The following is a 24,696-nucleotide window of genomic DNA, read 5'->3' on the forward strand; positions in this document are numbered from 1 at the left end:
TGTCCACGAATTTGCCGGTGCAACTGGCCTTGAATACTTAGATGCGCCCACCTTGGGAAAGTCATTATTTCTTCCACGCCGAAGCGCCCGCCAAAGATTGGGGCGATTTTCCAGCCCAGACACTCATCATCTTTGGGGGGACGATCCCGCTTTGCAGCGCAATATTGGCCCAGCCCCACTGAAACCAGATATCGACATTTTCTGGATCACCTTTCAGCCTGTTGAACTCTGCGCTGTCCTTGGCAATCCGTTCATACTCCCCGTCCAGCGTCGATAACAGCCAATGCAATCCGTCCGGTGCTGCAAAAACCGTGTCCCCGAAATGACCTATAATCAGTGGAGTATGGCTGGCCGGCACAAGCCAGGACCAGTCGTCAAACAATCGAGAGCAGTCGATGTCTTCACATTTGATCGCAGCGTTGGCCATGTCGGTACACTCGCCCTGGACGGTGAGGATCAATCGTCATTCGCGGCGTTCAACTCCTCCGGCCGCAGCCCCTCGTCGGCGTGGCGCGGCCAGGGCAAGAAATCCTTCTCGAAGCCATCGTTGCTGAAATAAGCCAGCGCCCGGTGCGCCTCGGCGCCGTTGAAGGCTGCCTTGTCCATCAAATGAGCGATGACCTCATGGGCCTGCGCCAGCTTTTGCCTGAGTTCCGCGACGGTCTTTTCCGGCATGATCTTTGTTCTCCCGCCTTAGTGCCTGAGCAAGGCAGCGCGTTGCGCTCTTAGATTAGCAAGGTAGCGCGTTGCGCTCTTACATTAGCAAGGTAGCGCGTTCCGCGCTGGCGGCAAACAGGATGCTTTTTCTCGACTCTTTGGCCGTTTCGTGCCAATCCCGCGCCATGGCGCTCGACATCAAGATATGCGGGTTGAAGACCGACAAGGCACTGGCCGCGGCATTGGCCGGCGGCGCCAGCCATGTCGGCTTCATTTTCTTTGCCAAAAGCCCGCGCTATGTCGAGCCGGCGGAAGCCGGCCGCCTGCGCGAAGCGGCGCGCGGCAGGGCCAAGGCGGTTGCGGTGACGGTCGACGCCGGCGACGCGTTTCTGGATGAGATCGTCGAAAAAATGCAGCCCGACATGCTGCAGCTTCACGGCGCCGAAACCCCCGAGCGGGTGGCCGAGGTGAAGTCGCGCTACGGCTTGCCGGTGATGAAGGCGCTGCCGGTCAGCGAGGCCGCCGATCTCGGGCGGGTCAAAGCCTTCATCGGCATTGCCGACCGCTTCCTGTTCGATGCCAAGCCGCCTAAGGGTTCGGAATTGCCGGGCGGCAACGGTCTTGCCTTCGACTGGCGCATTCTTGCCGGCCTTGACGCCGGCGTCGATTACATGCTTTCCGGTGGGCTCAATGCCGGCAATATCGGCGACGCCCTTCGGCTCGTGAACCCGCCCGGAATAGATATTTCTTCGGGCGTGGAAAGCGCGCCGGGCGTCAAGGAACCGGCGCTGATCGAACAATTTTTCCGGGCCGTCGGGGCAGCACGCGACAACCGCGCCGCCTGACCACGCTTCAAACCGCAGACCAGGAGATCGGCGATGGATAAGCCGGCGATACCGAATTCCTTCCGCACCGGCCCCGACGAGCAGGGCATGTTCGGCATTTTTGGCGGTCGTTTCGTTGCCGAAACGCTGATGCCGCTGATCCTCGAGCTGGAGCGGCACTGGAACGAGGTCAAGAACGACCCGGATTTCAAGGCCGAGCTGACCGATCTCTCGACGCACTATGCCGGGCGACCGTCGAAGCTCTATTTCGCCGAAGGCCTGACCAGGCATCTTCGCGAGGTTTCCTCGGCGAAGGGCCTCCGGGGCGGCGCAAAAGTCTATTTCAAGCGCGAGGACCTGAACCACACCGGCTCGCACAAGATCAACAACTGCCTCGGCCAGATCCTGCTCGCCAAGCGCATGGGCAAGACGCGGATCATCGCAGAGACCGGCGCCGGCCAGCATGGCGTCGCGTCCGCTACAGTGGCGGCGCGCTTCGGGCTTCCTTGTATCGTCTATATGGGTGCAACCGATGTCGCCCGGCAAAGCCCCAACGTCTTTCGCATGAAGCTTCTAGGCGCCGAGGTGCGGCCGGTGACCGCCGGCCACGGCACGCTGAAGGACGCCATGAACGAGGCGCTGCGCGATTGGGTGACCAATGTCGAGGATACCTATTACCTGATCGGCACCGCCGCCGGCCCGCACCCCTATCCGGAGCTGGTGCGCGACTTCCAGTCGGTGATCGGCACCGAGGCGCGTGCCCAGATCCTCGAGCAGGAAGGCCGGCTGCCGGACACCATCATCGCTTGTGTCGGCGGCGGCTCGAACGCCATCGGCCTGTTCCATCCCTTCCTGGATGACAGGCAGGTGCGCATCATCGGCGTCGAAGCCGGCGGCCGCGGGCTCGACGGCATCGAGCATTGCGCCTCGATGAGTGCCGGCGCGCCCGGCGTGCTGCATGGCAACCGCACCTACCTCCTGCAGAACGCCGACGGCCAGATCATGGACGGCCACTCGATCTCGGCCGGCCTCGACTATCCCGGCGTCGGGCCGGAGCACTCATGGCTGCGCGATTCCGGCCGCGTCGACTATGTGCCGATCCTCGACGACGAGGCGCTGGAGGCGTTCCAGCTGACGACACGCGTCGAGGGCATCATTCCGGCGCTGGAATCGGCCCATGCCATCGCGCAGGCGGTGAAGATCGTGCCTGATATGGACAAGGACCAGATCGTCATCGTCAACCTGTCCGGCCGTGGCGACAAGGACGTGCACACAGTGGCCAATATGCTGGGCATGGAGATCTGATCATGGCCACTCGCATCGACCGCCGCATGGCAAAGCTGAAGGCCGAAGGTCGACCGGCACTCGTCACCTATTTCATGGGCGGCGACCCGGACTACGACACCTCCCTGTCGATCATGAAGGCGCTGCCCGGCGCCGGCAGCGACATCATCGAGCTCGGCATGCCGTTTTCCGATCCAATGGCCGACGGCCCGGCGATCCAGGCGGCCGGCCTGCGGGCGCTGAAGGGCGGCCAGACACTGGTCAAAACGCTGAAGATGGCCTCGGAATTCCGCGCCGGCGACAGTGAAACCCCGATCGTCTTGATGGGCTATTACAATCCGATCTACATCTACGGCGTCGAGCGCTTCCTGAGCGATGCGCTGGCCAGCGGTATAGACGGGCTGATCGTCGTCGACCTGCCGCCTGAGATGGACGAGGAGCTTTGCATCCCGGCACTCAAGGCCGGCATCAATTTCATCCGGCTGGCGACGCCGACCACCGACGACAAGCGCCTGCCCAAGGTGCTGCAGAACACGTCGGGTTTCGTCTACTACGTCTCGATGACCGGCATTACCGGTTCGGCGCTGGCCGACACCGGCAAGGTGGCGGCAGCGGTCAAGCGCATCAAGAGCCATACCGACCTGCCGGTCTGCGTCGGCTTCGGCGTCAAGACCGCCGAGCAGGCGCGCACCATCGGCGCGTCGGCCGACGGCGTCGTTGTCGGCACCGCGATTGTCAATGCCGTCGCCAACGTGCTCGGGCCGAAGGGCGAAAAGACCGCCGATCCGGCCGAGGCCGTCGCCACGCTGGTCAGCGGGCTTTCGCAAGGGGTTCGCGCGGCTCGCCTTGCTGCCGCCGAATAATCTTCCTACGTCTTCTTAAGGGACAGGAGCCGAAGCGATGAACTGGATCACCAATTACGTCCGTCCGAAGATCAATTCGATGCTCGGCCGCCGCACCGACATGCCGGAAAACCTGTGGATCAAGGATCCCGAGACCGGTGAAATGGTGTTCCATAAGGATCTGGAGCAGAACCAGTTCGTCATTCCGTCCTCCGGCCATCATATGAAGATATCGGCAAAGGAACGGCTGAAATTCTTCCTCGACGACGGCAAATACGAGACGCTGGAAAACCCCAAGGTCGTTCAGGATCCACTCAAGTTCCGCGACGAAAAGCGCTACATTGACCGGCTGAAGGATGCCAAGGCCAAGACCGGCATGGAAGATGCCATCATCAATGCGCTGGGCACGGTCGAGGGCCTGCCGGTGGTGGTGACGGTGCAGGATTTTGCCTTCATGGGCGGCTCGCTCGGCATGGCGGCCGGCGACGCCATCGTGCATGGTTTCGAGGTCGCCTTGCAGCGCAAGCGGCCGCTGATCCTGTTTGCGGCCTCCGGCGGCGCCCGCATGCAGGAAGGCATCCTGTCGCTCATGCAGCTGCCGCGGACCACGATTGGCGTCGACAGGCTGAAGGAGGCCGGCCTTCCCTACATCGTCGTCCTGACCAACCCGACGACCGGCGGCGTCACCGCCTCCTACGCCATGCTGGGCGACGTGCACATTGCCGAGCCCGGGGCGCTGATCGGCTTTGCCGGACCGCGCGTCATCGAGCAGACCATCCGCGAAAAGCTGCCCGACGGCTTCCAGCGCGCCGAATATCTGATGGAACACGGCATGGTCGACATGGTGGTGTCGCGGCTGGAGATGCGCCAGACGGTTGCGCGGCTGCTGAGAATGCTGCTCAAGCTGCCGGAAGAGCAAAACCCGCGGGAGCCGGAAATCCTGCCGCCGGTGGCGATACCGGCCGAAGCCCGGCCGCAAGCCTGACGCGACATCACGCGGCGCGAGCGGCTGTTGTGTGCCGTTGTGCGCGCGCGTAGGATTCCTTCATGACCACGCTTGCCGCCGACCGCGAAATCGAAAGCCTGATGGCGCTTCACCCGAAGGGCTTCGACCTTTCGCTCGACCGCATTTCGCGGCTGCTCGAGCGCCTCGGCAATCCGCAAGACCAGTTGCCGCCGGTCATCCACATCGCCGGCACCAACGGCAAGGGCTCCTGTGCTGCTTTTTCACGGGCGCTGCTCGAAGCCGCCGGCTACCGCGTCCACGTCCACACCTCGCCACATCTGGTGAACTGGCACGAGCGCTACCGGCTGGCCGCAGATGGCGGCGGCAGGCTGGTGGACGACAAGGTCTTCGCCGAAGCCATCGCCCGCGTCGCCAAAGCCAATCAAGGCCAGAAGATCACCGTCTTCGAAATCCTCACCGCCGTCACCTTCCTGCTGTTTTCCGAACATCCGGCCGATGCCGTCATCCTCGAGGTTGGCCTTGGCGGCCGCTTCGACGCCACCAATGTCATCGCCGAGCCGGCCGTGTCGGTGATCATGCCGGTGTCGCTCGACCACGAAGCCTATCTCGGCGACCGCGTCGAGCTGATCGCCGCCGAAAAGGCCGGCATCATCAAGCGCGGATGCCCGGTCGTCATCGGCGCGCAGGAAAGCGAGACGGCCCAGCAGGTGCTCATCGAAACCGCCGAGCGGCTCGACTGCCCCGCCTTCGTCTATGGCCAGGATTTCCTTGCCTATGAGGAAAACGGCCGCATGGTCTATCAGGACGAAGACGGATTGATGGACCTGCCGCCGCCGCGCCTGCCGGGGCGCCATCAATTCGCCAATGCGGCGGCGGCGATCGCGGCGGTCAAGGCGGCGGGCTTCGAGATCAGCCACCGCGCTGCCGAGAAGGCGATGGCGAATGTTGCCTGGCCGGGCCGCATGCAAAAGCTGCCGCAAGGACGGCTGAGCGAACTGGCGCCGAAGGGCGCCGACATCTGGCTCGACGGCGGCCATAATCCCGGCGCCGGCGTGGTCGTCGCTGAGGCCCTGGCCGAGCAGGAGGAAAAGAACCCGCGGCCGCTGTTCCTGATCTCGGGCATGATCAACACCAAGGACCAAAGCGGCTATTTCCGCGCCTTCAAAGGGCTGGTGCGGCACGTCTACACCGTGCCGGTGAGCCTGAGCGACGCCGGCGTGCCGAACGACGAACTGGCGACCCGCGCCATCGAGGCAGGCTTGTCGGCCGAACCGGTTAGTTCCGTTGCAAACGCACTGATGCTGCTGCGCGACACATGGGACGGACCGCCGCCGCGCATCCTGATTGGCGGGTCACTTTACCTGGCCGGCGCGGTATTGGCCGAAAACGGCACTCCGCCGGCTTGAGGCGTGCTTCAGCCGGGCCACGGTGACGCCACACTTATCAGACCACCGCCAGGAGCCAATCATGATCAAGGTAAAGCAGCTCGCTCACGTTTGCATTTTCGCGAATGACCTGGAGATGACGCGAAGCTTCTATCGGGACGTCCTCGGCATAGACACCCAGTTCAATTTCCTGCGCGACGGGAAGATTTTCGGCTTCTACCTCAATTGCGGCAGCCGCAGCCATGTCGAGGTGTTCCAGAAAGACGGCGCGAGCTATAGCGACTGGAACCAGATCAACCACTTCTGCCTCGAAGTGGAAAACATCGATGCCGCGATCGCCCATCTGAGGTCAAAGGGCGTTGATGTCACTTCAAAGAAACGCGCGTGCGATGACACCTACCAGGCTTGGATCCGCGACCCCAACGGCGTGAAGATCGAACTGTTTGAATATACTGAGAAAAGCGCACAATTCGTCGGCGGCGATCGTATCGCGGATTGGTGATCGCGTCTCGCCGGACAATTGTGGCGGCGCAGCCGATGCGTTGGTGGACTACTTCAGCTCGACCTCGATGAAGGCGAATTCGCCATCGTTTGCGCTGATGACGTCATGTTCGACGCCCTCGTTGCGGAAATACGGCGAGCCCTTCTTCATTTCGGCAAAGGATTCCCCATCCTTGGTCAGGAGCTTCACCTTGCCGTCGGTCAACGGCACGATCACATAGTCGTGGCCATGGCGGTGCCAGCCGGTGTTGTCTCCCGGGGCGAAGCGGTATTCGGTGACGATGACGCGCTCATTGTCGATGAAGACGGTGGCCTTGGCGGATCCGGTCATATCGCTTCTCCTTTGAATTCAGAAGAGAAGAATACCGGGCGGCAAGCCGCGAGTGCCAGAGCGGCCCACCAATGACGCCAGCAAAAGAAGGCCCGGCGCGAGGCCGGGCTTTTCTGCAAAATTTTGATCGGATCAGGCGAGGCTGCCGTTGATCCAGTGCGACAATGCCGTTTTCGGCGCAGCACCGACCTTCATGTCGGCGACTTCGCCGCCCTTGAAGATCATCAGCGTCGGGATCGAGCGTACGCCGAACTGCGCGGCCAGCTCAGGATTCTCGTCGATGTTGAGCTTGGCGATCTTTATCTTACTGCCGAGTTCGATGGCGATGTCCTCGAGCGCCGGGGCGATCATCTTGCACGGGCCGCACCATTCCGCCCAGAAATCGACCACGACCGGCTCCTTGGCGTTGAGCACGTCGGCCTGGAAATTGCTCTTGTCGACCTTGACGGTGGCCATGCTGAGATCCTTTCGATTTTGTTCGTCGCACCAAATGTGGTGGTGATCGCGTCCGTCTTCAAGCAAGTGTTGTGTCACGCTCCCGTGAGTCTAGCAAGCGCATCGTCCATGGCCGCCGCCGGCAGCTCGATCAGCCGTGGCGCCTCGGTGAACAGCAGCGCCGCCGAGACCTCGCGTCCCGGATAGAGCGGCTGAAGCAGCGCGCGATAAAGTGCGAGCTGCAGAACATAGGCTTGCGGCACTTCGGCGAGCGTAGCTGGCGCTGGCCGATTGGTCTTGTAGTCGACGATCGAAACCTTGTCCGGCGTTACTGCCAACCGGTCGATCTTGCCGGAAATCGAGCGCAGTTTGCCCCTTACCTCCAGGCTGCCCATGATGGCGACTTCGGCGCGCGAGTTTGGCGCAAACAGCGGCGCGAAGCGGCTGTCGGCAAGAATTCTGAAAACGCCAGCCAAGGCCTTGTCGTGCTCGTCGTCGGGCCATTCCGCGCCGGCTCTTGCCAGATAGCGTTCGGCGGCATCCCGGCGTTTTCCCTCGGCGATGCCGGGCAGCATCTGCAGCAATTTGTGCAGCGCCAGCCCGCGCATGACGGCAAAGCCGGGCTCGGCGTCGGCATCCAGTACCGACGAACGCGTGTCGGCCACCGCTTGCCGCGCCTCATCGATCAGCACCGAGGCGCCGGACGGCGAGAGCGGCCGCGGCAATTCCTCGAAGGGCGGCAGAGGCCGGAACAGGGTTTCAGGCAGTGGTGCAAAGCGTTCCGCCTGTCGTGCCTCATTCACTGCCGCCAGTGGCATGGGCGGCAGTTTTGTCACCTGGAAACGATGCACGGTCTCGCCAGTGGCGGGATGCCGGCGTTCTTCGCTCTCCGCGGCACCGACCATTGCGCGGCTGACGATCGAATGCCAGGTGCCGGTATTCGGCGCCCGCTTGCCATGGTAGCCGCAGACGATCAGCCGATCCTCGGCGCGGGTCATGCCGACATAGAGCAGCCGGCGGTATTCGTCGTCGGCGAGCTCGCGGGCGCGGGCCGATGCGGCGCGTGAAAACCCATTGGCGACATCGCTGGCCGAACGCCAGAGATAGCCCTTGCCCTCCCAGTAGTCGCCCGAGCCTTCGAACGGCATCAATCTCGGCAGATGCTGGTCGCTGAACGGCGCGGAGCCGCCATCGACAAGGAATACCACCGGCGCTTCCAGGCCTTTGGCGGCATGCACGGTCATGACGCGAACCTCGTCGCGGGTCTGGTCCATTTCGCGCTTGATCTCGGGGCCGGCGTTTTCCAGCGTCGACAGGAAGGATTCCAGCCCTGGCAGGCCGGTTCGCTCCTCGGCCAGGCAGAAATTCAGGAATTCGTCGAGGATATCGCCGGCCTCCGGACCGAGCCGCGCGATCATCTTCTTGCGCAGGCCGTCGCAGGCGAGAGCTGCGGCATAGAATTCGAACACCGGCTTGAATGCGGCCTCGTTCGACCATTTGTCGAGCCGGCTGACGACGGCGGCCAACGCCTCGCTTTCGCCGGCATGCCGGCGCAGCGAGGCGATCAGCGAGACGCCCGACGGCCTCTCGGCAGCAAGCGCGAAAAGCTGCTCTTCCGAAACATCGAAGATCGGGCTGCGCAGCACGGCGGCCAGCGACAGATCGTCCTCGGGCTGGATGAGAAAATGGCCAAGTGCGATCAGGTCTTTCACCGCGACGTGGCCGGGCAGGCTGAGCCGGTCGGCGCCGGCCACCGGAATGTCGCGGCGCTTCAGCGCCCGCGTCAGCGCATGGACGAAGCGATCGCGCTTGCGCACCAGCACCAGCACGTCGCCGGGGCGGAGTTTCTTGCCGCGGCCTTCGATGACCTCACCGTTGCCGATCCAGCCGGCAATCGTTGCGGCGACGTTTTCAGCGACGCGGACTGCCGGCGCGTGGGCATGGTCGACCGCTTGCGTCCAATCGTCTGGTTCGTCGACGACGTCGGCGCCGATCGACGGCCAGACCTCGACATGACCCGGCGCATCGGTGCGGATCGCCTTGTGGTCGAGCGGATCAGGATCGTGGCTGATGCCGCGCCGTACGTTCGGGTCGGCAAAGACCCGGTCGACGGCGGCAAGAACATCTTCGGTCGAGCGGAACGACCAGGTCAGCTTGAGATCGGCGAAGGCGGCGGCGGCGGATCTAACTTTGCCGGCAAACAAAAGCCGGCTGTCGGCAAAGGAATCCGGGGCGGCTCCCTGGAAGGAATAGATCGACTGCTTTTCGTCGCCGACAGCAAAGATGGTGCGGTGGACCGCGTCGCGTGCGCCGAGCCCGGCAAAGAACTCCTCTGCCAGCCGCTTGACCACCTCCCACTGGTCGGGACTGGTGTCCTGCGCCTCGTCGAGCAGGATGTGGTCGATGCCCTGGTCGAGCTTGTACTGCACCCAAGGGCCGGCATCGGGCCGTGCCAAAAGGTTGACCGTACGGGTGATCAGGTCGTTGAAGTCGAGGAAGCCGCGGGCGCGCTTCAATTGCTCGTAACGGGCGATCAGCCAGTCGGCGATGGTCAGCGCCGCACGCGTGCCTTCCAGCATCCTGAACAAGGCCAGCCGGTCGGAGATTTCGAGAATGGCGTCGACCGCCGCCAGATAACGTTCGGCAAGATCGGGCAGCCGGTCAAGCAATGCCCTTTTAAATGTCTTTGCCGGATCGTAAGGCTCGCCGTCGGCCCTCAGGAAAGCCTTGGAGAGCAAATTCAGGCGACGTACCGGATGCTCCTCGGCAAAGGCAAGGCGGGCGTATGGCAGCAGATTGTTCAGCACGATGCGCGCATCGGCGGCCTCGGCCGCCCGTGAAAAGGTGACGAGATAATCCGGCAGGAAGCCGGGCAGCGGCCAGGCCGAGGCGGCTATACCTTCGGCCGTCTGGCCGGCGCGGAAATGGAACTCGTCGAACAGCGCCTGAAAACCATCGCCGCCGGCCGCGGTGATGAACGCACGCAAACCATCGCGCTTGCGCACGATCTCGGCCAGCAGTGCGTCGAGCCCATGCTCGCCGCCGCGCTCCAGCACGGTGGCGAAGGCGTCGGACAATGCCGCATCGCCTGCAACGCCGCCCGAAATCATGTCGCGGCGGGCGGCGGCAAACAGCGATGCCTCCATTTGCGGATCGAGCATTTCGAAATGCGCAGGGATATTGGCTTCCAGCGGGAACTGATGCAGCACCGATTCGCAGAAGGCGTGGATGGTCTGGATCTTCAGCCCGCCCGGTGTTTCCAGCGCCTCGGCAAACAACCGCCGCGCCCGGCGCATGGTTTCGCGGTCGGGCTGGCGGCCGTCCAGCGCCTCTATCCGTGTCGAGAGCTCGGCATCGCCCAGGGCCGTCCATTGCGACAGGGTCGAAAACACCCGGTTCGACATGTTGGCGGCGGCGGCACGCGTATAGGTCAGGCACAGGATCTTGGACGGATCGGTGCCGCGCAGCAACAGCCGGATGACGCGCTGGGCGAGTACATGGGTCTTGCCGGATCCGGCATTGGCCGACACCCATGCGGAATTGCGCGGATCGGAGGCGCTTGCCTGACTGGCGACAGTGTCGCTTGGAATGGGATAGGCCTTTTTCATGCCTCCCCTCCCTCGTCGTCGGCATCGCCGCCGGCCGACCATTCGAGCACGCGGGCGAGATGGTCGTAATCGCCGTCGGTCTCACCCTCGCGGAACGGCAACGCCCGCGACAGATACCCGGTCGTCGGGTCGGCATAGTGGATCAGCAGCTTTTCCAGCCTCGCCCAGGCCTCTTCGGCGAGATCGGCGGCGGTTCGCGGCTTGCGGTTGTATTCGAGGATCGATTCTTCGAACACCTCGCCATTCGGCCTCAGCCGCACGAAAGCCAGTTGCGACGGCTCACAGGCGCCAAGCTCCTTGAAGGCGCCGCGACGCAGCAGCGCGCCCTCCAGCGCCAGTTGCGGCGCGAGCAGCGTGTGCGCCTGTGCCTTAGATGGCGAGGAGCCGGTCTTGTAATCGAGGATGTCGGCCATGCCGCCGGCCAGCAGATCGATGCGATCGGCATAGCCGGACAGGGTCACACCGGATCGGCCCACACCGGTCTTTTCGGCGCGTTCCTCGGCGTGCCGCCGTGCCACGGCTGCGGCCCGGCCGCGCTCCCATTCGATGATGCCGGCGGCAAGCTTTTCAAAACGCGGCCACCACACCGCCTCGACATCGGCGGGCAGGGACGCGTCGGCAAAGCAGGAGCGGCCTGCGGCGATGAGCCCGTCCAGCGCCTCCGGCGCGCGCGGGTCGGCCACCCTCGCCGAGAAGAGGTGCAGAATGGCGTGAAACAGCGTGCCACGCTCGGCGGCGCCCGGATCGCGAATGACCGGATCGAGCGGCATCAGGCCGAGTATCCTTCTGGCATAGACCGCATAGGGATCGCGGCGTAGCGTTTCGATCTCGGTGACCGAGAAGTGGTGCGGCCGCGCGGCGAGCGGCGGTTTCGGCTGCGGCCTCGGCGCAAAGTCCTGCTTTTCGCCGGCATCGAGCGCACGCGCCCAGGCAAGCAGTTCGTCGCCGCGCCGGCGAAGTGCAGCAGCGTGGTCCTCGCCGACGAATGTAAGGATGCGCTGCAGCCAGCGCGAAGGTACCGACGGTGCGTCGCCGGAGCGGCCGGAGCGAGCCAGCACCACTTTTTTGGCGCCCATGGCCATCTGGAAATCATGGGCGGCAAGGCCGATGCGCCGCTCGGGCGGTTCAAGATCGATGCCGGTCTTCATCAGCCGCGACATGAAGCGGTCGCTCTCCGGCTTGCGCGGCCACACGCCTTCGTTGAGCCCGCCGACGACCAGCGTGTCGACATCTTGAAGCCGCGCTTCCAGCACACCCCAGATGGCGATGTTCCTGTCGGTGCCCTGCGCCGGCTTGACCGTCTCGGGCGCGATCAGCGCCTCCATCACGTCAGGCCATTCGTCAGCGGCGAAGGAGAACGACACCGAGGCCGCGACCAGCCCGCGCAAGAGCTCGGCGAGCTTTTCGCCGGCATCGCCCGCATAGAGTTCGCTCAGGCTGCCGTCAGCGGCGCGGCCGAGACTTTCGAGCGCAACGACGCTGGCGCGCACAAGGGTGGCAAGATCGGCATTCTCGTCGCCGCGAAAAGCAACCAGCGGCGCCAGCGCGGCCGTTAGCCGGATCAGCAGGTCGCGCGCCTGTTCGATGCGCCTGAGCGAAAGCCGCGGCCACCAGAAGGGTGGGCGGCGATTGCTGCCGCCGTCTAATTCGAGGAGCCGGGTGTCGAAGAGCTGCGGCAGCGACGCCACGTCCGGACGCCCTGTGCCGCCGCGCAGCCCCACGAGTTCGACGATTTCGGCCGCATAGCGCACGCTTGCCCGCTCCAGGCCGAGGCCAAGCAGGGGATGCTTGAGCAGCGACAGCAGGGCGACGGGGTCGCCCGGGCGGAAGGCTGCCTGCAGCGCCAGCCTGAGCAGGCTGGCGGCTGGTGTGTTGATCAGCGGCGTGCCGCCGGAATCGTCGGCGGCAACGCCGAAGCGCAGCAGCTCGACTGAGACGCGCCGCGCTAGAGCGCGGTCGCCGGTGACGAGTGCGGCGCGCTGGCCGGGCCGTTCGACGGCCTGTTTGAGCGCGACGGCGATCGCCACGGCTTCGTCGCGTTCGCTGGCGGCTTCGAGAAGCGTCACATCGGCGAAGGCCTCGGCAATATCGCCGGCCCTAAAGCGGGCGCGCGTCTCGGCCCAGAGCTCGGTGGTCTCCGCCGGGCGCAGCGCTTCGCCGACAAGTGCGGCGCGCAGTGCAAGCGGCCGCGGCGCAACGGCAAGCTCCTCGACATCGGCGCGCGGCACGCCGATCTTGCCGATCAACTTTGCCAGGCCGTATTGCGGGTGGCCAAGCAGGGCCGGGCGCGCACCAGATGCACTGATGGCGGCAAAAGACGGCTCGTCCAGTGTCCGGTCGAGCCCGGGCAGCACGACGGCGCCATTGGGCAGACCGGCGATCACGGCAAGCAGCTCGGCCGTGGCGGGAATGGAGCCGGTGGAACCGGCGGCGATCACCGGTCCGGCTGGCGGATTACGCTTCAGCCGCGCCGCCTCCAGCCTTATCAGGGCATTACGATGCGCGGCCGGATTGGAACGATGGCGTTCCTCGAGCAGGTTCGGCCAGTTCTCCGTCACGATGGTCAGGAAGTCGAGTGTCACCTGCCACCAGCCTGCAAGATTGCCGGTTACAAGGTCGGCGAGCCTTGCCCAATCCGTGCCTTCGGTGTCGATCTCATCCATCAGGCGTGCAAGGTCGCGCGCCAGCCAGATGGCGTCGGCGGCGGAGGCCGGTATGACGATCTCCTCGTCGAACAATGCCGCGACATGTGCCGGCAGGCGGCGTTTCCACGCCCGCACCAGCGGCGCAAGCAGCAGAAGACGCTCGACCGGGGCGATCGGCGGCGCAAGGTCGATGGCGACCGAATCTCCTGCCTCGAAGGCGGCTTCATCTTCATCGAACTCACCAAGCGGGCGGATGACCGGCAGGATCGCCGAGCGGCTTCCCGAGCGCGAGAGAGCATCGACGAAGACGCCGCGAAGCGCCCGCGCCGCACGGCGCGTCGGCACATAGATGGTGAGATCGGCCAGGGCCAGCGGATCGCCGTCATAGGCGAAGCCGGGAACCAAGCGCCCCGCAAGCAGCGCCTCGGCCAGCGTCGGCAGGAACGGCGCTCCGGGCGGGATCGAGAAAACGCGGCGGGAGCCACTCATTTCGACTCGGTAAGAGCGCCGGGTGCCTCAGCAACAGCATTGGGCGTGCCGGCAACCGCGGCGGCGACCGCTGCTTCCGCCCGCGGGATCGCGTCAGGTGTGCCGACAGTAATCCAGTGACCCTGCATTTTCATGCCGAACAGGCGGCCGGCGGCGATTGCCGCATCGAAATAGGCGTTGAGAGAGTGTGGACCGGCCGGCGCATCCTTGAAGATGCGCGGATGAACGATTGCGGCGCCGGCATAGATCAGGCCGGCCGGATCGTTGTTCGCACGCCGCAAGGCGCCGTCCGGCGCCACCAGGAAATCGGTGCCGCCGCTATGTCCGGTTGCCGACTGGAGATCCGCAAGCATCAGCAGAATGTCCATTGTCGCGCCCTCCCATGCAAGGGCAAGACGCCTGAGATTGGAAACGCCGCTGTCGATCCAGAAGGTGTCGGCGTTGAGCACATAGAAGGGCGCCCCTAACCTGGGCAATGCCTTGACGATACCACCGGCGGAGTCAAGCAAGCCCCTACTCTCATCCGAGATGACGATTCTCGGCGCACTGCGGCGGGCTACATGGTCCACGATCTGTTGCGGGAGGTAATGGACGTTGACGACGGCCTTGGCGACGCCGGCTTCGGCTAGGCAGTCCAGCCCCCGGTCGAGCAATGTCTTGCCGGCGACCTTGACCAGCGGCTTCGGCATGGTGTCGGTGATCGGCCGCATGCGCTTGCCGAGCCCGGCGGCGAGCACCATGGCGGTCGTCGGCATCGGCTGCTCATCCGACGCCTTCAGGCCCAAATCCTTAGCCGTCAAATCGAGCGTTCCTCCAGCAAGCCGTGGGCGATGTAGAAATCCTGCAGCCCAGCCAGCGCCGGATGCGCCAGTGCCCGGCGAAGATAGTCGCGGATGCGCGGCAGATGCTTCAGATAATAAGGCTTGCCGTCGCGTTTTTCGAGCCGCACGAAGATGCCGAGGATCTTGGAATTGCGCTGTGCGGCCATGATTGCATAGGTTTCGCGGAATTCGTTCTCATCGAAGGCGCCGGCAGCGCGTCGCGCGGCGATGTAGGCGGCGAGCGTGTGCTTTTCGATTTCGGGTGAGATAGTGACGCGCGCGTCCATGGCGAGCGAGGCGACGTCGTAGGCGGACGGCCCGATCAGCGCGTCCTGGACATCGACGACGCCGAGGCGATCGTGACCGGAACGGTCAGCGCGCCAGATCAGATTGGGTGAATGGAAATCGCGCAGCATCAGCGTGTATTCGCGCCCCTCCAGCCGATCGAGCACCGCACTCCATTCGCTGCGGTAACCGGCGCGCAGCGCCTCTCTAGGCGGAGCGCCTGATATCGCCGGGACATACCAGTCGACCAACAATTCGGCCTCGATCATCATGGCGTCGCGGTCGAAAGGCGGCACCTCGTGGAAGACGCCGCGGCCGGCCTGCATACGGGTCGGCCATGTTTTGCCGTGCATCATGGCAAGCAGTTCGGCCGCCGCAGCGTAGCGCTCGGCCACCGGCTGGCCGCGCTTGTCGAGAAACCCTTGGGAACCGAGATGCTCCAGCAGGAGAAAACCCTGGTCGAGATCCTGGGCATGGATTTCCGGGACGCTGACGCCGCCGGCCCGCAAGGCCCGGTCGATGGCGACGAACGCCGAAACGGATTGCGCGGTGTGAGCGATCTCGGCATAGGGTTTGCCGTCGCGGACTGGCGGTCCGAGCACCAGCCTTGGCGAGTTCATCAGCACGCGCGGCGGAAATCTGGTGAGCGTGACGATCTCGTAGGAGCGAGCCGAGGCATCACCGATGAAATATCGTCGCTGCGCTTCGCCCCAACCGGCCTGCCCGAGAAAATCGCGCATTGCCAGCGATCGCGCCGCGCGCTCGAAGGCGGCGCCCTCTCCCGATAGTCTCGCCAGTCGGCCGTCGCCCTGCTGGAGAAGTTCGACCAGCACCGAGGTTTTCGGCAGATATGCCTCTGCCCGCTCCGGCCATTCGACCAGCGCGGCGCCTTGCGTCAGCGCCTCGTCGAAGCCCAGCTCGTCCAGCTCGGATGCCATGCCCAAGCGGTAGAGATCGAAATGATGAACCGGCACACGCGTGTCGTAGCTCTGGACCAGCGTGAAGGTCGGGCTCGGCACGTCGAGTCCGGCATCGTCGGCCACTGCCCTGATCAGCGCCCGTGCCAAGGTCGATTTGCCGGCGCCGAGATCGCCCTTGAGGGCGAGCGCGTCGCCAATGCGCAGCGACATGGCGAGATCCTCGCCGAACCTTGCCGTCGCAGCCTCGTCGGCGAGAAAATGCTCCAGCACCAATACCGCCATCGAACGCGCTACTCGGCCGCCGCGCGGATGCCGGACGGCGTGTCGGGAAAGGTGCAAACAACCGTGGTGCCCTTGTCCCTGCCGGTCTCGATGCGGACGCTGCCGCCATGCAGTTCGACAAAGCTCTTGACGATCGACAGGCCGAGCCCGGCGCCACGGCGGCGGCCGCCATTGGTGCGCGGCTCGAAGCGCCGGAACACTGAGTCAAGCAGGTCCGGCGGCATGCCGGGGCCGTCATCGTGAACGGAAAATTCCACGCCGTCGGCAAGTTGGCGGCAGGCGAGCGTTATGGTGCTCGCCTCCGGCGCGTAATTGGCGGCATTGCTGAGCAGATTGTAGAGGATCTGGCGGACGCGGATCTCGTCGCCGTGGAAGGTTTTCGGCGCGGCCGCCGCGTCGATCCTAAGCTTGATCGCATGTTCCTCCAGCCGGTCGGCGACCAGTTCGGCGGCAGCCGTAATGGTTCGATCGATGTGAACTTCGGAAATGTCGAGTTCCATGATGCCGGCATCCACCGTCGCCAGGTCGAGGATGTCGTTGACGATGGTGAGCAGGACCGAGGAGGACGAGCCGACATGCCCGATATATTCGCGTTGTTTCTGGTTCAGCGGACCAGTCGACGGCAGTGAAAGAAGCTCGGTAAAGCCGATGATGTTGGTGAGTGGCGAGCGCAGCTCATAGGAGACGTGCTGCACGAATTCGTTCTTGATCTGGTCGGACTTTTGCAGCGCCTCATTCTTGTCCTTCAGCGCCCGCTCGACATTGACGCTGTCGGTAACGTCGACGAAGGTCATCATCACCTGGCCGTTGGGCAAAGGGATGACGGCGTAGCGCAAAACGGTGCCGTTGTTCAATTCGGTTTGGCCGTGGCGGTCGCGGCGCTCGTCGTCGAAGCCGGTGATGGCGGCAACGAACCCGCCCCACGGACTGTCGACGGCACGGCGGTCGCAAAGGTCGCGGATCGTCGAGACATGGACGTTGGGTTTTGAGGCATCGGCATCCAGCCCCCACAATGCCGCGAACGCCGGGTTCGACAATCTCAGCCTGCCGTCGGGGCCGAACACAGCGACGCCTTCGGCGAGGTTGTCGAGCGTCTCGCCCTGGACCCGGACGGCGGTCTGGTAGCGGCTTTCAAGGTCCATCTTCTCGGTCAGGTTCTCGAACACCCAGGTGACGCCGCCCTTGGGCTGCGGATTGGCGACGACGCGAATGGTCTTGCCGTCCGGCAGATGCCACCAATGCTCCTGCGATTCAACCGCGCGGTAAGCGCCGAGCAGGCTCTCTTTCCAGCGCCGCCATTCGGGCTGCTCGGCGATCTTGCCTTCGCTGCGCAGGCGGTCAAGCAGCAAGGCGTTGTCCGGCGCGCTGTGCAGGAAGCCGCTGTCGAGGCCCCATAGTTTCTGGAACGCCTGATTGAAAAACCGCAATTTCTCGTCGGTGTCGAAAATCGCCACGGCGGTGTTGAGCTGATCGAGCGTGTCGGCGTGGCTCTGCATGGTCCGCTCATATTCGGCGCGAATGGCCTCGATCGCGCTGATGTCGCAGGCAAGACCAGCCGAACCATCCGCCCCGGCAAAATCGGTCACGGCAAACATACGGCGGTCGCCTTCGATGACCGTGGAGAGCGTCTGTTCAAAGACCGCGCGCGACTTGTGCTGCGCAGCGATCGTGTCGCGCGCCTGGCCGCCGAGGAATTCCTTGCCATCGCGGACCGCCGCTTCGGCATTCTCGGCCTCGACCGCTTCGGCATAGGCGCGGTTGACCCATTTCAGCCGCCCGTCGACAGTACGCAGCCATGACGGCATCTTGAGCGCATCCAGAAGACCGATCAGCGTCTCATGGTCGGCGGCTAAGCGCTGGTTCTCGATCTTCAGCCTGGCCTGGCTTCGCTGTGTCTCCGAAAGCGAGACGAAGCGAACCAGCACATGCGCCGCACTCTTGCGGCCGTGAACCTCGAGCGGCTGGCCGGCCTGCGATTCGATGACAAGATCGAACGGCTTTGCCTTGTCCCGCAGTGCCGCGACGGCATGTTCGAGTGCGGCCGCCGAACGCGGCATCAGCCAGCGGCCGAAAGCCAGGAAGGCCGCCCGGTCCTCCGGCGCGCCGCTCTCGATCGGCAATGTCCCGACAAGCTCGGGCTTCTTGTTCTCGGCCGCCCATACCACCACGCGCTGATCGCGGGAATGGAGCAGCGCCTCCGAGCGCTGCAGCGCGGCATTGACGTCGGCGATACGGGTCCTGAGCTCGGCATTTTCCGCCGCGGTGCGCGCCCGTTCGCGGATCAGAAAGATGGCCGACAGCAATGCCGCCCCCATGACGCCGACGAACATGGCGAGTTGCATGACCTCGACCGTGCTGACCGACAGCCCGGCCTTTTGCGCCACGCGGGTTTGGGCATGTGCAGTAAAGCCAAGCAGCGGACCAACCAGCGCGGAAGAAGCAAGCAGCACCCCGACACGGCTGCCGGCGCGCCATAGAAGGCTGCCGCCTCTGGCAGCGGAGCCCGTGATCGAATCGTTATGGCCGCCGGAAACGGCCTGTCCCGCGCAAGGCGGGTTATCCCCCGGCATGTCTTGGTCCTCTTCGCCGCCTGAATGCAAGACCGCCCTGATGCGTGCGCCCGGGCCTCGTCCCCGGACCGCGAATCAGCACCATAGCGCTTGCGCGAATCGGCGTGAAGAATCAATCAGCGCAAAAATAAAGCCGGGCGAAAAGTCAATCGCCCGGCTTCAATATCTAGTGGCAAGTTTCGCCGTGGTTAATAGCGGTAGTGTTCCGGCTTGAACGGTCCCTGCGGAGTGACGCCGATATAGGCGGCCTGTTCGCCGGACAGTTCGGTCAGGCGGGCACCGAGCTTGTCGAGATGCAGGCGCGCGACCTTTTCGTCGAGATGCTTCGGCAGGACATAGACCTGGTTCTCGTACTGGCCGGGCTTGGTGTACAGCTCGATCTGGGCCAACACCTGGTTGGTGAAGGACGCCGACATGACGAAGCTCGGGTGGCCGGTAGCGTTGCCGAGGTTGAGCAGGCGGCCTTCCGACAAAAGGATCATCCGCTTGCCGTCCGGGAAGGTGATCATATCCACCTGAGGCTTGATGTTGGTCCATTTCAGGTTGCGCAGCGAGGCCACCTGGATCTCGTTGTCGAAGTGACCGATGTTGCCGACGATCACCATGTCCTTCATCAGGCGCATGTGGTCGAGGGTAACGACGTCCTTGTTGCCGGTGGTGGTGATGACGATGTCGGCCGTCGGCGCTGCGTCTTCGAGCGTGACCACCTCGAAACCGTCCATCGCCGCCTGCAGCGCGCAGATCGGATCGACCTCGGTGACCTTGACGCGGGCGCCGGCGCCCTTGAGCGAAGCCGACGAGCCTTTGCCGACGTCGCCATAGCCGCAGACAACCGCGACCTTGCCGGCCATCATCGTGTCGGTGCCGCGGCGAATGCCGTCGACAAGCGATTCCTTGCAGCCATATTTGTTGTCGAATTTCGACTTGGTGACGGAATCATTGACGTTGATCGCCGGGAACGGCAGCAGGCCTTTTTTCTGCAACTGATAGAGCCGGTTGACGCCGGTCGTCGTCTCTTCGGTGACGCCGCGGATCGCTTCCTTCTGCTTGGTGAAGAAGCCGGGCGATGCCTGCATGCGCTTCTTGATCTGGGCAAACAGGATCTCTTCCTCTTCGCTGCCCGGATTGGACAGCACATCCTCGCCGGCCTCGGCGCGGGCGCCGATCAGGATGTACATGGTGGCATCGCCACCGTCGTCGAGGATCATGTTGGAGGTGCCGCCATCGGCCCACTGGAAGATCTTGTCGGTGTAGACCCAATAATCCTCCAGCGTCTCGCCCTTGACGGCAAACACCGGAATTCCGGCCTCGGCAATGGCCGCGGCAGCGTGGTCCTGGGTCGAAAAGATATTGCAGGAAGCCCAGCGGATATCGGCGCCGAGCGCCTTAAGCGTTTCGATCAGCACCGCCGTCTGGATGGTCATGTGCAGCGAGCCGGTGATGCGGGCGCCCTTGAGCGGCTTCTTGTCGCCGAATTCTTCGCGGCAGGCCATCAGGCCCGGCATTTCGGTTTCGGCGATCTCGATCTCCTTGCGGCCCCAGCCGGCAAGCGCGATGTCTGCGACCACATGGTCCTTGCTACCCGTCATGGCAGTGCTCCGATGCGAATTGATTGCGGGACGCGCCCGCCCCGAAAGCGTGTCGGAGGGCGCGAGGTGCCGGCCTGACTAGCAGATCGGGAGTCGGACGACAATGGGATATAAAGAAATCTTTATCCGTGCATGTCTTCAGAAGCGATCAGCACGTCAGCATTCCTCGCCAAAACGGGAAGCAACCAGTTGCTCCAGCGCATCGATGACCTCTTCGGCCTCCGGGCCGGTGGCGGTGACGCGGATCGAATAACCGGGGCTCGCCGCCAGCATCATCAGGCCCATGATCGAGGTGCCGCCGACCTTGACGCCGTCCTTCTCGACCTGGACCGTGGCGTTGAAGCCGCTGGCGATTTGAACGAACTTGGCCGAGGCGCGTGCGTGCAGGCCGCGCTGGTTGACGATCGGAAAGTCGCGAACGATCTTGTCCTTTTCCGGCAACAGCGCGCTCATTTGCTGCTCAGGAGTTGACTGGCGACATTGATGTATTTACGGCCGGCAGCCTGCGCCTCATCCAGCGCGGCCGTCATGTTGTCGCCCTTGCGAACGCTGGACAGCTTGATCAGCATCGGCAGGTTCATGCCGGCAATGACCTCGATACGCCCGGATTCCATCACGGAAATGGCGAGGTTAGAGGGCGTGCCGCCGAACATGTCGGTCAAAACGATGACGCCTGATCCCGTATCGACGCGGCCGACTGCCTCGATAATGTCGCGGCGGCGCTGTTCCATATCGTCGTCGGCACCGATCGCCACGGTCTCGAAATTGTCTTGTGGCCCAACGACATGTTCCACGGCATTGCGGAACTCGGCGGCCAGTTGACCGTGCGTTACAAGCACGAGTCCGATCATTCTTTGGTGGCTCCCGTCATCGCCGCTTCACAGGCGCATTTTATGCTCGCCGACCGTTCCAGGTGGCGGGAGCGCTATCTTGTCGACGCAAGGCCCGTTGACAAGCCCAAAATTGCGCCGGCCCAAGCCAATTTGACGCATTGCAGCAAAAAATCGAAATCGGATCACAGGAAAGGCGCAATCGACAGGCGCGACATCACTGCCGGCAAGGCCGCCGCTACATTGCGCCCGGCAAGATCGATGCGCCGCACTGGTACGCCGACAACGAGTTCGCTGCAGTCTTCCTGGAAGCGGGCCATTTTGCCGGCTGGCACCAACCGGATAATGAGGTCGATCACGCAGCTTGGCTCGAACTGTAACGGTTTGGGGCCGAATCCCGGCACCTCGACGAGGCCGGCTATACTGGCTGGTGCGCGGCAGACCAGCCGCCCGTCGCAATCTGCAGCATAGAGCTGGTCATCGCCGATCAGCCGGGAAAACAGCCCACGCTGGCTGCAATGATCAATCAAGGCGAGCGCCAGCGTCGTCTTGCCCAAGCCGGACGGTCCGGTGATGAGAATGCCGCGATCACCTATCAGGATCGCGGTGCCGTGAATATTTTCAGGCTGCACAATAGGACCAGGCGTGATTGGAATTCATCCGTCAGCCTTCCGCCGGCAGCGTCACCACGAAGCGCGCGCCCTTGATCTCGCCAGGCTTGGTGCCCGGGATGTTCTCGGCGCTCAGCGTGCCGCCATGGGCTTCAACGATCTGCCTGGATATCGACAGGCCAAGGCCCGAGTTCTGACCGAACGCCTCGCCGGCCGGCCGATCGGTATAGAACCGCTCGAAAATGCGATCGATGTTATCGGCCCGGATACCGGGTCCATTGTCGTCGATGGTGACGATGTTGAACTTGCCGGCGCGCGCCAGCGATATGGTGATGTGGCCACGTTCCTCGGGAACGAACGAGCGGGCATTCTCGATCAGGTTGGTGATCACCTGGCCGATCCTCAGATCATGACCGACGACGAAGTAGCCTTTCACGCCCTGTGGCAGTTTGGCGACCTTGAATTCGATCTCGACCGCCTTCTTGTTGCGCGTGGCCTCGCGCGAGACGGCGACCAGATCGGTGATGAACTTCTTGAGGTCGACGGTTCCCGCATCTTCCCGCGCCAGCTCGGCATCGAGACGGGAGGCATCGGAAATATCGGTGATGAGACGGTCAAGCCGCCTCACATCGTGCTGAATGATATCCATCAGCCGGCTGCGCGAATTGTCGTTCCTGGCCAGCGGCAATGTCTCCACCGCGCTGCGCAGCGAGGTAAGCGGGTTCTTCAACTCGTGCGAGACATCCGCGGCAAAACTTTCGATCGCCTCGATGCGGGCGTAGAGCGCATTGGTCATGTCGCGCACGGCGATCGACAGATTGCCGATCTCGTCCTGGCGGTCGGAGAAGTCGGGGATTTCCTCGCGGTTCTTGACGCCGCGGCGAACCCTGACGGCCGCCGCGGAAAGCCGGCGCAGCGGGTTGGCGATGGTGGAGGCCAGCAGCATCGACAGGATGGCGGTAACCAGGGCGGCAATGCCGAACACGCGCAGGATCGCCTTGCGCTCGGCCGCGACGATCTTGTCGATGTCGCCGCCTTCGGTCGACAGCATCAGCACGCCGAGAACGGCACGGAAGCGCTGGATCGGTACCGCCACTGAAACGATCTGCTCGCCCTGCTCCGAGATCCGCACGATCGTCGACGGACTGCCGGTAAGCGCCTTGACCACTTCAGGAAACGCGGCGCCGTTGCCACCTGGCTGCTCGCGATAGACAGGCAGCTGCTTGTTGCGAAAGAAATCAAAGACGAATTTCTGGATGCGCTCCAGAAGGTCCGGCTGCTCCTCTTCGACCGGCGGCAGGTCGTAGCGAAGGATCTGGCCGCGCGAATAGAGATGGCGGGAATCGAGCAGCAGGTTGGCGTCGCGGTCGTAAATGCGGGCGCGTGTGCGCGTCGGCGAGATCAACCGCCTGAGCACCGGCGCCACGCGCTCCGGATTGATCGGGAAATCGAGGTTGTCGAGCTGATCGGAGCCCGGGCCGAGGCTTTCGCCGGCCTGCAACTCGAGCAGCTTCTCCGGATCGATGCTGATCGAATCCGTCTCGACCGTCGCCGAGGCGGCGATCGCCCCGGCGATGATCTCGCCTTGAGTCATCAGGCTCTCGACACGGGCGTCGATCAGCCCGTCGCGAAAGGTATTGAGATAGAGAATGCCGGTGACCAGGACGGCAAGGCCGGCAAGGTTGAGAAAGAGGATACGCCGCGTCAGGCTGGAAAAGATGTGATGGCCGAGAAACCGGCGCATCGGCACCGTAATTTTCGACACGAAGGCGGGCAGAATCCGCGGCGGGCGCCTGGCGGCGCCCGACCGTCTCACTCGCTCTACTTGCACTGCCATCGAATAGCAGCTCCCGCTCGACTCAAGCTTCGCGGAACCGATATCCGACTCCGTAAAGGGTTTCGATCATTTCGAAGTCATCATCAACGGCCTTGAACTTTTTGCGCAGCCGCTTGATGTGACTGTCGATGGTGCGGTCATCGACATAAACCTGCTCATCATAAGCCGAATCCATCAGCGCATCACGGCTTTTTACAACGCCCGGACGCTGGGCCAGCGAATGCAGGATGAGGAACTCGGTGACGGTAAGCGTCACCGGCTCGCCCTTCCAAGTGCAGGTGTGGCGCTCCTGGTCCATGACAAGCTGGCCGCGCTCAAGCGACCGAGCCTGCTGGTTGGGCGCCTTGGCAGCCGCCTCACGGGTGCTGGCGCGGCGCAGCACGGCGCGGACGCGCTCCACCAGAAGACGCTGCGAGAAGGGTTTGCGGATGAAGTCGTCGGCGCCCATCTTGAGGCCGAACAGTTCATCGATCTCGTCGTCCTTGGAGGTCAGGAAGATCACCGGCAGGTCGGATTTCTGACGCATCCGGCGCAGCAACTCCATGCCGTCCATGCGCGGCATCTTGATGTCGAGGATGGCGAGGTTCGGCGGGCGCGCCGCCAGTCCCTCCAGCGCCGATGCCCCATCCGTGTAGGTTTCGACCCGATAACCCTCGGATTCGAGGGCGATCGAAACCGAAGTCAGAATATTGCGATCGTCGTCGACAAGCGCGATTGTTGCCATTTCAAGCGGCTCCCTCATGAGCTGTCCCTTCTTTCGTCGAGAAGGGGCTTTTGCAGGACAAATTAGGTACAAAATGTGGCATAGGCTGTATCCGCTGTCACGCGCGGCATGTCGACGGCCACAATTGTACCTCGATATGGATTGGACGAATGAACATCGCCAATCCTTTGGGCAACCATCAGTGTTTTTGCACATATAAACGATTTAAACAACTTTCAAAATATTTAAATCGATTAATGATTTGATATCATTCGCCTTT

General features: G+C 63.6%; 21 protein-coding genes. 6 read left to right on the top strand and 15 right to left on the bottom strand.

Annotated features, from left to right (window positions below):
- Positions 1–64 precede the first annotated feature (64 nt).
- A complete protein-coding gene (locus NKI18_RS22310; protein WP_352619370.1) occupies positions 65–460 on the bottom strand; it encodes a hypothetical protein in 396 nt (131 codons plus the stop codon).
- Positions 457–675: a hypothetical protein gene (locus NKI18_RS22315; RefSeq protein WP_023677566.1), complete on the bottom strand. Its 219-nt coding sequence runs from the start codon at positions 673–675 to the stop codon at positions 457–459. Before NKI18_RS22315 ends, NKI18_RS22310 begins: the two co-directional genes overlap by 4 nt.
- A 167-nt stretch (positions 676–842) precedes the next feature.
- Between NKI18_RS22315 and NKI18_RS22320 the strand changes: the two genes are divergently transcribed.
- The 6 genes from NKI18_RS22320 (at position 843) to NKI18_RS22345 (ending at position 6,461) form a co-directional block, all read left to right on the top strand.
- Entirely contained in the window at positions 843–1,502 is a 660-nt protein-coding gene (locus NKI18_RS22320) for a phosphoribosylanthranilate isomerase (RefSeq protein WP_352619405.1), read from the top strand.
- A gap of 33 nt (positions 1,503–1,535) precedes the next feature.
- Positions 1,536–2,786, top strand: coding sequence for a tryptophan synthase subunit beta (trpB, locus tag NKI18_RS22325; RefSeq protein WP_352568477.1), 1,251 nt, complete (start codon positions 1,536–1,538; stop codon positions 2,784–2,786).
- A gap of 2 nt (positions 2,787–2,788) precedes the next feature.
- Positions 2,789–3,628, top strand: a complete 840-nt coding sequence (gene trpA, locus NKI18_RS22330; protein ID WP_023677563.1) for a tryptophan synthase subunit alpha — start codon at positions 2,789–2,791, stop codon at positions 3,626–3,628.
- Between the two features lie 37 nt (positions 3,629–3,665).
- Positions 3,666–4,592 carry an acetyl-CoA carboxylase, carboxyltransferase subunit beta gene (accD, locus tag NKI18_RS22335; protein ID WP_023677562.1) on the top strand — a complete coding sequence of 309 codons (927 nt, stop codon included), beginning with the start codon at positions 3,666–3,668 and terminating at the stop codon, positions 4,590–4,592.
- Between the two features lie 62 nt (positions 4,593–4,654).
- Complete coding sequence (locus NKI18_RS22340) at positions 4,655–5,980, top strand: bifunctional folylpolyglutamate synthase/dihydrofolate synthase (protein WP_023677561.1); 1,326 nt, start codon at positions 4,655–4,657, stop codon at positions 5,978–5,980.
- Between the two features lie 61 nt (positions 5,981–6,041).
- Positions 6,042–6,461, top strand: coding sequence for a VOC family protein (locus NKI18_RS22345; protein WP_352619369.1), 420 nt, complete (start codon positions 6,042–6,044; stop codon positions 6,459–6,461).
- 48 nt (positions 6,462–6,509) lie between these two features.
- On the opposite strand, the gene NKI18_RS22350 is transcribed toward NKI18_RS22345, so the two are convergent.
- The 13 genes from NKI18_RS22350 to NKI18_RS22410 form a co-directional block, all read right to left on the bottom strand.
- The gene (locus NKI18_RS22350; protein WP_254815949.1) at positions 6,510–6,791 is read right to left on the bottom strand and encodes a cupin domain-containing protein; all 282 of its coding nucleotides are present in this window, start codon (positions 6,789–6,791) and stop codon (positions 6,510–6,512) included.
- A 132-nt stretch (positions 6,792–6,923) separates the two neighbouring features.
- Positions 6,924–7,247, bottom strand: coding sequence for a thioredoxin (trxA, locus tag NKI18_RS22355; protein ID WP_023677558.1), 324 nt, complete (start codon positions 7,245–7,247; stop codon positions 6,924–6,926).
- Between the two features lie 74 nt (positions 7,248–7,321).
- Entirely contained in the window at positions 7,322–10,834 is a 3,513-nt protein-coding gene (gene addA, locus NKI18_RS22360; RefSeq protein ID WP_352619368.1) for a double-strand break repair helicase AddA, read from the bottom strand.
- A complete protein-coding gene (gene addB / locus NKI18_RS22365; protein ID WP_352619367.1) occupies positions 10,831–13,968 on the bottom strand; it encodes a double-strand break repair protein AddB in 3,138 nt (1,045 codons plus the stop codon). The genes addA and addB overlap by 4 nt, the downstream gene beginning before the upstream one ends.
- On the bottom strand, positions 13,965–14,708 hold the full coding sequence (locus NKI18_RS22370; RefSeq protein ID WP_352619404.1) for a nucleotidyltransferase family protein: 744 nt from the start codon (positions 14,706–14,708) through the stop codon (positions 13,965–13,967). Before NKI18_RS22370 ends, addB begins: the two co-directional genes overlap by 4 nt.
- Before the next feature lie 56 nt (positions 14,709–14,764).
- Positions 14,765–16,276: a tRNA (adenosine(37)-N6)-threonylcarbamoyltransferase complex ATPase subunit type 1 TsaE gene (tsaE, locus tag NKI18_RS22375; RefSeq protein WP_352619366.1), complete on the bottom strand. Its 1,512-nt coding sequence runs from the start codon at positions 16,274–16,276 to the stop codon at positions 14,765–14,767.
- A gap of 8 nt (positions 16,277–16,284) precedes the next feature.
- Positions 16,285–18,846, bottom strand: a complete 2,562-nt coding sequence (locus NKI18_RS22380; RefSeq protein WP_352576324.1) for a sensor histidine kinase — start codon at positions 18,844–18,846, stop codon at positions 16,285–16,287.
- 188 nt (positions 18,847–19,034) lie between these two features.
- On the bottom strand, positions 19,035–20,435 hold the full coding sequence (gene ahcY, locus NKI18_RS22385; protein ID WP_352619365.1) for an adenosylhomocysteinase: 1,401 nt from the start codon (positions 20,433–20,435) through the stop codon (positions 19,035–19,037).
- 156 nt (positions 20,436–20,591) lie between these two features.
- Positions 20,592–20,888: an HPr family phosphocarrier protein gene (locus tag NKI18_RS22390; protein WP_023677551.1), complete on the bottom strand. Its 297-nt coding sequence runs from the start codon at positions 20,886–20,888 to the stop codon at positions 20,592–20,594.
- Positions 20,885–21,286, bottom strand: a complete 402-nt coding sequence (locus NKI18_RS22395; RefSeq protein WP_023677550.1) for a PTS sugar transporter subunit IIA — start codon at positions 21,284–21,286, stop codon at positions 20,885–20,887. Before NKI18_RS22395 ends, NKI18_RS22390 begins: the two co-directional genes overlap by 4 nt.
- A 164-nt stretch (positions 21,287–21,450) precedes the next feature.
- Complete coding sequence (locus tag NKI18_RS22400) at positions 21,451–21,897, bottom strand: HPr kinase/phosphorylase (RefSeq protein WP_352619364.1); 447 nt, start codon at positions 21,895–21,897, stop codon at positions 21,451–21,453.
- Positions 21,898–21,928: 31 nt separating this feature from the next.
- Entirely contained in the window at positions 21,929–23,713 is a 1,785-nt protein-coding gene (locus NKI18_RS22405) for a sensor histidine kinase (protein ID WP_023677548.1), read from the bottom strand.
- A gap of 22 nt (positions 23,714–23,735) precedes the next feature.
- The gene (locus NKI18_RS22410) at positions 23,736–24,437 is read right to left on the bottom strand and encodes a response regulator transcription factor (protein ID WP_023677547.1); all 702 of its coding nucleotides are present in this window, start codon (positions 24,435–24,437) and stop codon (positions 23,736–23,738) included.
- Between the last annotated feature and the right edge of the window lie 259 nt (positions 24,438–24,696).

This window comes from Mesorhizobium sp. M0800, from assembly GCF_040320095.1.
Taxonomy (GTDB): domain Bacteria; phylum Pseudomonadota; class Alphaproteobacteria; order Rhizobiales; family Rhizobiaceae; genus Mesorhizobium.